Source organism: Cryobacterium sp. M23 (genome assembly GCF_002929655.1).
In the GTDB taxonomy this organism is placed as follows: Bacteria; Actinomycetota; Actinomycetes; order Actinomycetales; family Microbacteriaceae; genus Cryobacterium; species Cryobacterium sandaracinum.
The window spans coordinates 1-9616 of the sequence record NZ_PJJV01000029.1; the positions used below are offsets into that span (position 1 = coordinate 1).

10 protein-coding genes and 2 pseudogenes are annotated in these 9616 nt (G+C 61.0%); 8 read left to right on the plus strand and 4 right to left on the minus strand.

Features of this window, described 5'->3' with window-relative positions:
* Positions 1 to 391: hypothetical protein (locus CXY82_RS17705; protein ID WP_233199090.1), on the plus strand; the 391-nt coding region annotated here is incomplete at its 5' end.
* Between the two features lie 76 nt (positions 392 to 467).
* Here the strand turns inward: CXY82_RS17705 and tatA are convergent.
* Together tatA and CXY82_RS18425 are read right to left on the minus strand one after the other, a co-directional pair.
* Entirely contained in the window at positions 468 to 683 is a 216-nt protein-coding gene (gene tatA / locus CXY82_RS00440; RefSeq protein WP_104169200.1) for a twin-arginine translocase TatA/TatE family subunit, read from the minus strand.
* Between the two features lie 248 nt (positions 684 to 931).
* Entirely contained in the window at positions 932 to 1492 is a 561-nt protein-coding gene (locus tag CXY82_RS18425; RefSeq protein ID WP_104169201.1) for a fibronectin type III-like domain-contianing protein, read from the minus strand.
* Here CXY82_RS18425 and CXY82_RS00450 point away from each other — a divergent pair.
* The 7 genes and pseudogenes from CXY82_RS00450 to CXY82_RS18215 all read left to right on the plus strand — a co-directional run bounded on the left by CXY82_RS00450 (position 1491) and on the right by CXY82_RS18215 (position 8725).
* Complete coding sequence (locus tag CXY82_RS00450; protein ID WP_104169202.1) at positions 1491 to 2792, plus strand: glycoside hydrolase family 26 protein; 1302 nt, start codon at positions 1491 to 1493, stop codon at positions 2790 to 2792. The genes CXY82_RS18425 and CXY82_RS00450 overlap by 2 nt on opposite strands.
* 105 nt (positions 2793 to 2897) lie before the next feature.
* Positions 2898 to 3718, plus strand: a pseudogene (locus CXY82_RS17710) (IS3 family transposase); the annotation flags it as partial.
* 182 nt (positions 3719 to 3900) lie between these two features.
* Complete coding sequence (locus tag CXY82_RS17715) at positions 3901 to 4224, plus strand: hypothetical protein (protein ID WP_233199091.1); 324 nt, start codon at positions 3901 to 3903, stop codon at positions 4222 to 4224.
* Positions 4199 to 6877, plus strand: a complete 2679-nt coding sequence (locus tag CXY82_RS00465; protein WP_233199093.1) for a restriction endonuclease subunit R — start codon at positions 4199 to 4201, stop codon at positions 6875 to 6877. The genes CXY82_RS17715 and CXY82_RS00465 overlap by 26 nt, the downstream gene beginning before the upstream one ends.
* Before the next feature lie 272 nt (positions 6878 to 7149).
* A complete protein-coding gene (locus CXY82_RS16835) occupies positions 7150 to 7482 on the plus strand; it encodes a hypothetical protein (protein ID WP_146068999.1) in 333 nt (110 codons plus the stop codon).
* Positions 7483 to 7778: 296 nt separating this feature from the next.
* Positions 7779 to 8315: a hypothetical protein gene (locus CXY82_RS00470; protein WP_146069000.1), complete on the plus strand. Its 537-nt coding sequence runs from the start codon at positions 7779 to 7781 to the stop codon at positions 8313 to 8315.
* 287 nt (positions 8316 to 8602) lie between these two features.
* The gene (locus CXY82_RS18215) at positions 8603 to 8725 is read left to right on the plus strand and encodes a hypothetical protein (RefSeq protein WP_255408552.1); all 123 of its coding nucleotides are present in this window, start codon (positions 8603 to 8605) and stop codon (positions 8723 to 8725) included.
* Between the two features lie 88 nt (positions 8726 to 8813).
* Here the strand turns inward: CXY82_RS18215 and CXY82_RS17160 are convergent, their stop codons facing one another.
* The gene (locus CXY82_RS17160; protein WP_158252096.1) at positions 8814 to 8963 is read right to left on the minus strand and encodes a hypothetical protein; all 150 of its coding nucleotides are present in this window, start codon (positions 8961 to 8963) and stop codon (positions 8814 to 8816) included.
* 184 nt (positions 8964 to 9147) lie between these two features.
* Positions 9148 to 9616 (minus strand): annotated as a pseudogene (locus CXY82_RS00475) (transposase); the annotation flags it as partial.

Below are 9616 nucleotides of genomic sequence, written 5' to 3' on the forward strand. Positions count from 1 at the left end.
GGGGGAACGGCTCCTTCCCCTGGGCACAATCGCCACCGATACCACGGGCGTCGCCGTCCTGACCCTGGGCGGAGACTCTGACCACCTCTACCGGCCGTCAGAGGCCGGGCCGCAAGAATTCTTCGCCCACTACACACCGTCTATGGGCGAGCAACCGATCACAGACTCGGTAACCGTGAATGTCACGGTGGGCCAGTCGACATACCATCCGGCCGAACCCAAACCCTTTGTCACGATGGGAAAGGTCACGGTCATATCGATCTTCACCATCGTCGCCGCCATTTGGTTGACGTTGACCGTGCAGGTTGTAAAGGTCCGACGGGTCTGTACCGACGCCCAGCTCAACCAGGACACGCAAGGCAGCGAGGGCGGGAAGGTCACCTCCGGCTGACCCCGGACCAGCTACGAAAAAAGGAACGTCCGCGACAATGTCGCAGGCGTTCCTTGTATGCCCTTTGGCACCCGTCTCAGAGGCGGGAAGCCGGCTCCGGTGACTCGGGTGTAGCGGCCACCGGGGCATCGCGGCCTGATTCGGCGGGGGTCGTACTCTGCATTTCGCTCTTCAAAATCTTTGTCGACTGCCCAAGGCTGCGAGCAAGGGCGGGAAGTTTGGACGAGCCGAAGAGAAGCACGACGATTGCAAGGATGATCAAGGAATGCCATCCGGTTAGGTTGCTGAACATGCGGGTCCGATCTGTAATTCGGTAAAGGTGTCAATACCGCCCCCATCCAGGGGGAGGAGGACAACGTCAATCCGAAATCTCCGCGGCCGCTCAATCGTGACGCTAAACGTCGCTGAACGCCTCCGAACTAGCGATGACCTACTAAATAATTTAGCACTCTGCGTTGCGGACCCGGAGTGGGGACAACGACGAGATCGATATTCGGGTGAGCAATGAGGTCGTTGTAGGCGCCGAAAGCATTCGACCCTTTAATTCTTCAGAGAATTGGTCGGCGCTTTCCTGGCGTCGGCTTGAGACGGGGCCAAGTCGAGCTGATTCAGTCTTCTCAGCGGGAATGTGGCCTCCTTGGTCCAGCCGCCGGCCCCGATGATGCCGACTGTGACGGTGTAAGTACCGCCGACAATGCGCAACGCCGCGGCGTTCTCATCCCAGTGGGTACAGCTCCGCGGTTCGAGGGCGAGTTGAACGGCCTCGCTCTCGCCCGCGTGGAGGTGCACTCGGGTGAAAGGGGCGATTTGTCGCAGGTGGGCAGGCTCTGCTCCTTGGTGTCTCGCAGGAGTGAGGTGTTCCCGGGCGAGCCGGATCCGCCAGCAGGCACGGCGCGACTCTCCTCGCACGCCACCACCCTCCTGGATACCCCAACGTGCTGGCCCCAAGTACATGCGCATTACTGTTTTTTTTATAGTAGCGGCCAGCAGACCCACCGATTCCGCGGGCCCCCTTGATGCCCTACTCTGACGACACAAGAGATTTTCACTGCGGCATTGTGCCGTGGTACCGAGTGAATCTCCCCACCCGGGAGCTTCCATGCGCGCACACCGTCACATCCGATCCGCGGTCGCGGTTTCGGTCGTGTTACTTACCATCCTGGCCGGATCCACCGGCATGGCTGCCGCCCCCAGCGCGTCGGCCGCGTCGAGTGCCACCACTCTCTCATTGAGCCCGAACACCGGCCCGGCCGGCTCCACACTCACCGCCAGCGGACGCGGATTTCCGCGAAACACCGCGGTCACGGTGACCATGGGAACTACCCGTCTTGCGGTTCAAACCAGGGCGAACGGAACCTTCAGCGCCGATCTGACGGTTCCCAACACCACAACCAGCATCCTGCCGGTGACGGCAACAGTAGGCACCGTGACGGCCAGCGCGTCCTTCACCGTCAGCTTCGCCCCCGTCTCCACCGCGGTGGACCCGGCAGCCACCACCACCCTCACCCAGCAGGCCATTACAACGAGCGCCCCAATCAGCGCGTCCCGTCTACGTTTCGGGGTGGCCACCCCGGGCGGCGCCCTGGCGAATTCCGAACTGGACGCGGTCGCCACTCTCGTAAACGAGAGCCCCTCGATCGTGATGTCGTACAAAGACTTCAACCAGGCCTTGTCGATCGCCGAACTCGACTCCGTGCGGGCGCGCGGAGCCACGAGCCTAATCACCTGGGAACCCTGGGTTTGGGGCGGCGGGCTAAGCCAGCCGGCCTACTCTTCTACTCGCATCACTGACGGCACCTACGACACCTACCTCACCCAGTGGGGCCAGGCCCTGGCCGCCTGGGGGCAGCCGGTGATGCTTCGCTACGGCCATGAGATGAACGGCAACTGGTATCCCTGGGCGGATAGCGTTAACGGCAACGCCCCGGGCGACTACGCCGCGGCCTGGCGCCACGTGCACGACGTCGTCGCCGCAGCCGGAGCCACCAACGTGTCCTGGGTCTGGAGCCCGAACATCCCGTACACCGGTTCGACCCCGCTGGCCGGCCTTTACCCCGGCGCCGCGTACGTCGACGTCGTTGCGCTGGACGGGTACAACTGGGGTACGTCGGCGGCCTGGAGCACCTGGCAGGCACCAGCGGCCCTCTTCGACACCGGGCTCGCCCAACTGCGCGCACTGGCGCCCGGGAAGCAGATCATTATCGCCGAAACCTCGTCCGCCGAGGCCGACGGGTCGAAGTCGAAGTGGAACACCGCCTTGGTGGCCTACCTGGCGAAGCAACCCGACGTCACCGGTTTCGTCTGGTTCCACTTCCTCAAGGAGACCGACTGGCGCATCAACAGCTCGACAACCTCCACAAGCTCTCTCGCCAAGGCACTAGCGGCGCGCTCGGTGAATTGAGCCGCCAGGTTGGTGACAGTCGACGGCTGAAATAGGAAGGGGACTGCCCCCGGTTTGGTTGATTCCTGACCTGTGGAGATTCATCTTCGCTGGAAAGATGTCATCATGCCCAAGCCCTACCCGCCCGAGTTCCGCCGCGATGTTGTCGCGGTCGCCCGGAAGCACGAAGCCCCGCTGAACCAGATCGCGAGAAACTTCAGGATCTCCGAGTCCTGTCTCGCGAACTGGCTGAAGAAAGCCGACGTCGAAGAAGGCGTCAAGCCCGGCGTAACCGAGAAGGAGTCCGCCGAGCTGCGGGATGCGAAGAAGCGCATTCGGCTGCTCGAGCAGGAAGCCGAGGTCATGCGCCGTGCCGTCGCCTATCTGTCCCGGGACGTCAACCCAAAATGATCTACCCGCTGGTCCGTGAAATGGCCGTGGACGGTGTCCCCGTCATGGTGACCTGCCGGGTGTTGCGCTTCTCCAAACAAGCGTTCTACCAATGGAAGCGCGACCCCATCTCCCAGCGCGACTGGGACGACGCCCATCTCACCAACGCCGCCTGGGATATCCACCGAGACGACCCCGCGTTCGGCTACCGGTTCATCTCCGACGAGCTCGGCCAGGCCGGCCTCACCGCAGGTGAGAACCGGGTCTGGCGGCTGTGCTCGCAGCAACGGCTTTGGTCCGTGTTCGCGAAGAAACGCGGCCTCACGCGCAAGGCCGGCCCGCCCGTCCACGACGACCACGTCAAACGGAAATTCACCGCGACACGCCCGAACCAGCTCTGGCTCACCGACATCACCGAACACCGCACCGACGAGGGCAAGATCTACCTCTGCGCGATCAAAGACGTCTACTCGAACAAGATCGTCGGGTACTCGATCGAGCCCAGGATGAAGGCGTCCCTGGCCGTCGCAGCCGCCCGGAACGCGATCGGCCAGCGTGCTCTGATCGCATGCTTCGACGAACAGGTCAGCCCAGCGGTTGTGCATTCGATCGCGAAGCGTCAGCCGCTGCGCGCTGTGTTCCGCGACTCTGGCTTCGCGTCGGATGCAGCGCGGATCAATGCGGAGCAGGTTTTCCGCGAGGTGTCTCCGGCCACCGACGTGAAGGCGATCTGATCGGGATGAAACTACAGTTCAAGGTCCAGCAGTACCAGACCGACGCTGTCGACTCGGTTGTCGAGATTTTCGAGGGGCAGCCCAAGCGAGACGGCATCTCCTATCGAATCGACCCAGGCAAGGTGACGCCTGCCTCGAACCCGACGCTGTTCGAGACGAACGATAAGCCCGACTCCAGTCTTCGGAACACCGACATAGCGCTCTCCTCTACCCAGCTGCTGGAGAATGTTCATAAGGTCCAGCGGTCTCGCAACCTGCCGCTGTCGACGACGCTTGTCGATAGCAAGGCGGCCCCGGGGGCTCGTGGTGCCCTCGCTCGCGATCCGTGAGGGCGTCAAGAAATCGTTCGACGTCACTTCCGAGCATTTCCAACAGCTTTACGGGACCAAGCCGCGATCGTTCATCTACAACTCCTCGCAACTGCACGAGATCGAGCGCTTCAGCTCCGATGCCGGGGTGCAGGTGATGATCATCAACATCCAGGCGTTTAACGCGACTGGTAAAGATAACCGTCGCATCTACGACGTACTCGATGACTTCCAGTCGCGGCGTCCGATCGACGTGATCGCGGCGAACCGACCTATCGTGATCATTGACGAGCCGCAAAAGATCGGTGCTGCGAAGTCCCTCGATGCGCTCTCGCGCTTCCACGGCCTGATGATGTTGCGCTACTCGGCCACTCACAAAGTCGAGCACACAAAGGTGCACCGCCTCGATGCCTTGGATGCATACAACCAGAGGCTTGTCAAGAAGATTGCGGTGCGAGGAATCACGGTAAAGGGTCTGGCCGGATCCACCGCATACCTATACCTGGACGCGATCGAGATTGCCAAAGGTGCGAAGCCGCGTGCTCGGATCGAGATTGAAGTGCAGACCCAGACTGGCATCAAACGTCAGGTCAAGCGCCTCGACGTCGGTGCGAACCTACACGATGTATCGAACGGCATTGAGGCTTACAAGGGTTTGTTCATCACCGAGATCGACGCGAACCGTGACGTGATCGAGCTGAGTAACGGTGACATCGTCATTGCCGGGCAGCTCGCCGACCGCGACGCCACGGAGGAGACGAAGCGGCGCATCCAAATTCGCGAAGTCATTCGCGCCCACCTGGATAAAGAGCGTGCGCTGTTCAGCCAGGGCATCAAGGTACTCTCGCTGTTCTTCATTGACGAGGTCGCTAAATACCGTGACTACGGCCGCGAAGACACCCTCGGCGACTACGCCCGCATGTTTGAGGAGGAGTTTGCCGCGATCCGCGACGAGGTACTCGGCGAGCTGGCGATCGATGACTTGACCGGGGAGTTCCAGCAGTACTTGCGGCGCGATGAAGTCCGACGGGTACACGAGGGATACTTCTCGATCGACAAGAAATCCAAGCATCAAGTTGACGGCAATGTCTCCGGCCGTGGCGACGACAAGGGGCAGTCGAACGACATCGATGCGTACGACCTGATCCTGAAGGATAAAGAGCGACTGCTCTCGTTCACAGAGCCAGTCCGGTTCCTCTTCTCCCACTCCGCGCTGCGCGAGGGCTGGGACAATCCCAACGTGTTCGTCATGGGCATGCTCAAGAAGAGCGACAACACTGTCTCCCGGCGCCAAGAGATCGGCCGCGGCCTGCGCCTCGCCGTCGACCAGCACGGCATACGCATGGACAACCCCGCCACTGTGCATGACATCAACGAGTTGACGGTGGTCACCGACGAGTCATACACCGACTTTGTTGCCGGACTTCAGAAGGAGATTTCGGAGTCCTTAGCTGCCCGACCGCGCAAGGCGACCCCCGAGTACTTCGTCGGCAAGACTGTTGAGGATGTTCCAACCGGAACCCTTCACGCGATCACGCTAGACGAGACAAAACAGCTCCAGCACTGGTTGACGATTAACTCCTTTATCGACTATGAGCAGCACCTCACCGACAAGTGGCTCGATCGGGCCGAATTGCCAGAGATGCCCGAGCTGCCAGCCTCGCTGCAGCCGTACTTTTACCAGGTTGCGGAACTAGTTGACGCTCTACACGTCGCGGCGCCGGAGATCACCGACGACCGCAAGCCGAAGAGGATCCCGCTCAACGAGGCGAACTTCGCGAAGAAGGAGTTCCAGGCACTCTGGGGCCGGATCAATCACAAGGCGGTCTACCAAGTCGAGTTCGACTCGGCCGAGCTGATCCGCAAGTCCGCCGACCATCTCGATAAGCACCTGAACGTCGCCGCGATGCAGTACGTCGTCCAAGCAGGGCAGCAGCGCGAGAAGTTGGAGGCTGACGACCTCGCGGGCGGCTCGGGGTTCGCGGTGTCGTCCACGCAGACTCACACCGAGACCGTGAGTGCGGGATCGCAGGTGAAGTACGACTTGCTTGGTGAGATCACCGAGAAGACCCAGCTCACCCGTCGTACGGTTGCCGCGATCTTACGAGGCGTGGTGCCGGGCACGTTCGGGAAGTTCCGGCTCAACCCGGAGCAGTTCATCACCGAGGCGGCGCGATTAATTAACGAGCAGAAGGCGACTGTCATCGTCGAGCACCTGGCGTACGACACACTGGAGGACCGGTTCGACTCGGCGATCTTCACCGAGAATCAAACCGCGCAGGACTTCAGCAAGGCGGGTGACAAACTCAAGAAACACGTCTACGACTTCGTGGTGACGGACTCCAAGATTGAGCGCGCGTTCGTCACAGAGCTAGACACCAGTACCGAGGTCGCTGTCTACGCGAAGCTCCCGCGCGGGTTCTTCATCCCGACTCCGGTGGGTGATTACAACCCCGACTGGGCGATCGCGTTCACAGAGGGCAGCGTCAAGCACGTCTACTTCGTTGCTGAAACCAAGGGCTCTCTTTCGACGCTCCAGCTCAAGGGTATGGAGGACGCCAAGATCGAGTGCGCCCGCAAATTCTTCGAGTCCATTAGTGAGAAGAACGGCCAAGACGTCACCTACGACGTCGTTACCGACTACACCGAGCTGATGCAGCTCGTTACGGCATAGGTCGATCTGTGGCACTATTCTCGGAGCACTTTCAGTGGCCATCGACCTCGGTCGTATTTGATTCGATCGATGGTGGCGCACGCGGCGGCACGGCCGAAGTTGTCGAACGTGGCGGGCGGTGGATACTCAAGTCGCCGCGTAGCGAGAGCGACGCACAGCATGTACTTCGACGCTCGATCTGTTCTCCACGGATGAAGTTCAATTGCAGAACATGTAGATTCGATGCCGCTCGCCCTGGAAGGTGTCGACGACGATGATTCGGAGCCTCGCGCATGAACGAAGACCCTGATGCGACAACGCACGAAGGACTCTATCCTTATCTCCGGAGCATTCCCAGTGAGCCAGGGGTTTACCGGGTAGAGACGCTCTCGGGCACCGTCCATATAATCTCCACCATCGGACGCTTGACATGGAAGCGGCTGCCCGCACCCACGTCGGGAGCAGGAACCTATGACGGTAAAACGGTGATCTTGAGCGAAATGTCGGGCCTCGAAGTCGGTGAGCGCGGATTGCTCATCATCTCCGACGGCAGTTATTTGTTCGGTCCGTCGATACACTCAACCGCGCGCATTACGAGAATCTCCCTCGAAACCAAAGTTCTGTGAGGGCGCCGCGCCGGGGCCACAACCATGCCCCGCCGGATTCACTACCGAGCGTCGCCTGCGACCCCACGGTAGCGCGGCGACAGCTTCAGCCGCTGATAGCCGGCCGAGGCCGGTGGGCGATTACACCGAGCTTGTGACAACGTCTTGCGATCTCGACAGCAGGTAAGAAACGAGGCGGTAGTTTCGTTCGAATGGAGTTCGAGGAACGTCATCGCGTCGTCAGTGAGCCAAACTCGAAACTGATCTGAAAGGTCGACATGGCACCGAAAAGCGACGTGGCTCCGATACCACTCTTCATGGACGTCGACGGTGGACTGTGCGGCCTGACTTTCAACAATGTGGCGGTCTGGAAGGAATTGGATAGGTTTCCGACATTCGCCCCCGTGCCGTATCCCTCCCATGCCTGGGTCAGCCGCGCAGCGGTCGCCGCCTTGAACGAATTGATCGACGAGAGACTCGTCGAGCCGATCTGGTGCACGTCATGGGATGCCGGCGCCAACTTCTTAGTTCCAGCGCTTGGGCTGCACGGGGGCCCGTGGCGGGTAGCCACGGTGGGCACGCGACAGGGGGACCTGATGTTTCGTGACATCTGGATCAAGACGAAAGCCGTGAGCCGTGTCGTGACGGATCAGGAATTCGTCATGGTCGACGACCTCCTCGGCGACGAGAACCGCGGCCCATGGACACCACAACGCCGGAGCATGGATCAGACCTTCGGCAGCACGACCTCACTCTTGGTCGGTACCAAGCCCGAGAGGGGATTGACAGTTGATGACGTCCTTCGTATTCGGGCGTACGTCCAATACCGGGAGGGCAGCGTCCATGCTCCCTAGCACCACGCGCGCCGAGCCCGTTGCGAGTCGATGTGGACACCTCGATTCCAGCCCGCGCATAGATGACCGTATGAGACACGATGACCCCACAATCAATTCAATCCTCGAGGCTGACCCTGAACTCAACGAACTGCGGGGGGCCTGGTTTGAGAGCCTCATAGACTTCTTCAGCGACTTTGAGAACGGCGGTACTCGGACTTCGCTCAATTCCGCCACCCGAAACGTGATGAACAGAGCATCTACCTACAATGGCGCTCGGACAGTCGTCGTCAATGTTGGAGCAAGCCATGGACTTCTTTCACAACGGCCGCACCTGCGAGCGGGAGTGCTGCGTGGCCGAATCCTCCGAGCTTGCCGAACCCAAAGTGTATGACCCGCTGGGCGTCATGGGAGCAGACACCCTCTTTTGACGCGCTGAGCGGTCCCAGCTCGTTGAGGAACTAAGAGGGGCCGATGAGGATTGAATCGTTCTGGAGTGAGATAGATACGAATTGGGGACTACTTACTGCCCATGAGGTCTTGAAGGCCCTCAACATGCCGGAAGGCGAGCTTGATTTGGTGGCCCGGCTGCGGGAAAGTGGGCAACTTCTCGCGGTCCAGCGTGAAGGCGACTTCGTCTTTCCTGGCTTCCAGTTGGTGGCTGGTCACGTTGAACCTGTCGTTGTCGCTCTGGTTGCGCTGGCGGCCGAACTCAGTTGGGCGCCAGACGATCTCGTCATTTGGCTGTGCTCCCCGTCCGGTTACTTCGGCGGATACCGACCTGTCGTGCACCTGCACGATCGGGACGAACTCGTCGAGAAAGCGCGGAATCAGGCGACCGTCGATTGGTAGCCACCCGGCATCTCTGCCAGCCAGCGCCTTGAAAGACGGTCCCGATGGCTTTCTTCAGCCCGGTGTGAGCGTCAGACATGACCAGCTTCACCCCATCCAGACCTCGAGTCTTCAACGACCGCAGGAAGCTGGTCCAGAAGCCTTCGTTTTCACTGTCGCCAACGTCGAACCCAAGAACTTCCCGGCGCCCGTCGGCGGCCACGCCGACCGCGACGACGACTGCTTGGGAGACGATCCAGTGCCCGACGCGGGCCTTGCGGTAGGTGGCGTCGAGGAACACGTAGGGGAAGTCTTGTGCGGCGAGGGTCCGATCCCGAAACTCCGCCACTTGCGCATCGAGACCGGCGCAGATCCGGGACACTTCCGACTTGGAGATCCCGGTGTCAGCTCCGAGGGCCTTGACCAGGTCGTCGACCTTTCGGGTCGAGACGCCGTGGACGTAGGCCTCCATCACGACCGCGAACAGGGCC